This is a genomic window from Okeania hirsuta (assembly GCF_003838195.1).
Classification (GTDB): Bacteria; Cyanobacteriota; Cyanobacteriia; order Cyanobacteriales; family Microcoleaceae; genus Okeania; species Okeania hirsuta.
The window spans coordinates 1-1,146 of the sequence record NZ_RCBY01000610.1; the positions used below are offsets into that span (position 1 = coordinate 1).

At 44.9% G+C, this 1,146-nt stretch carries 4 protein-coding genes; 2 read left to right on the forward strand and 2 right to left on the reverse strand.

The window, feature by feature from the left end; translation table 11 throughout:
* Together D5R40_RS33205 and D5R40_RS33210 are read left to right on the forward strand one after the other, a co-directional pair.
* Nucleotides 1-289: hypothetical protein (locus D5R40_RS33205; protein WP_205127866.1), on the forward strand; the 289-nt coding region annotated here is incomplete at its 5' end.
* Between the two features lie 53 nt (nt 290-342).
* Complete coding sequence (locus D5R40_RS33210) at nt 343-552, forward strand: hypothetical protein (protein WP_124155906.1); 210 nt, start codon at nt 343-345, stop codon at nt 550-552.
* On the opposite strand, the gene D5R40_RS33215 is transcribed toward D5R40_RS33210, so the two are convergent.
* Together D5R40_RS33215 and D5R40_RS38750 are read right to left on the reverse strand one after the other, a co-directional pair.
* Nucleotides 553-900 (reverse strand): HNH endonuclease, encoded by a 348-nt coding sequence (locus tag D5R40_RS33215; protein ID WP_240041709.1) that lies wholly within the window; start codon nt 898-900, stop codon nt 553-555.
* A 65-nt stretch (nt 901-965) separates the two neighbouring features.
* Nucleotides 966-1,146 (reverse strand): hypothetical protein (locus D5R40_RS38750; protein WP_375339458.1); only part of this gene is annotated, 181 nt, incomplete at its 5' end.

Sequence of the window (1,146 nt, forward strand, 5' to 3'; positions counted from 1 at the left end):
AGGGAAAAGCATGATCAAATTGGGAAAAACCATTGCCGAACCTCCTCCTCCTGAAAGTGGAATTCCCTATCCGGTTTTTATGAAAGCAGGCCTCAAAAAAGCCTCCAGAAGAATGAAAATTGGTTATGCCGAACTGGAGCAATGTTACGGACTTCTTTTGGATCTCTTCCGCAAAATAAACAAAGCGCACAAGGATCTTGTCAGCTACCTCGACATACCGGAGGAAGAGCTGGACGCTGAGGACCTGGAACAAATCAAGGCAGTATCCCTAAACCTGCGGGAACCGTAACTAATCTCGCCAACACCCAATTTGAGCGCCAGGAATTTGATGCAGTCATTAGCATGGCAGATCAGTTACTAGAGAAAAAAGATGAGATACCGGAAGAATTGGACTTTGTCCTGTTGTACATGCAGCAGATGAAAGACAAATCGCTGGAGATCAAAAACTTTATGGCAGAATTTGTAGTAGAGATTAAAGCCCTGATTGAATCTTTCAAGGAGATTTTTGTGGAGCTCGAACTCAACCTCCAAGAGCAGGAAGCAGAAGCCTGACTAGCCCGGAGGATGCTCTCCTTGTAAATAGAGAATCCTTCTCAAGTTCACTACAGTAGCACGATTGAGTTTCATGCAGATAATGCTGGCTCTGCCTGTTGGAGTCAAACCTAAAATGCGTTCGTAATCTTTGCTCCAGATAAAGTGCTGTCCCCATTCTTCTTCGCGAGGATTATAAAGGGGAACTTCTTTTTGGCTAATGGGATCCAAAGCATGAGTCTTGGTGTACTTGAAGTTATTGCAGCCCTGGCAAGCAAGCGCCCAGTTATGGGGTTTATGTTCACCTCCTTTGCTTTGGGGAAGAATGTGTTCGATGGAAAAACGATGCGTGGCAAAAACAGTATTCACAGCAAGCATTTGCACGCCGATAAACTATTTCACGATCTGTAGGTGAAAGGTATTTCTTGCCCATCTTAGGCAGCGCGTATATCGAGTTCTTTGATGAGATCCCGAATACTCATGTTTCGGATTGAGGAGAGCTCAGCGATCAATTGCATTCGTTCCACATTGAGTCGCTCCATCTTTTCTGTCAGGAGAATCAGCCGCTGCAGTTCTAGCTCAGAAATTTCCTCCGCTTCACGTCTAGCAATCAAT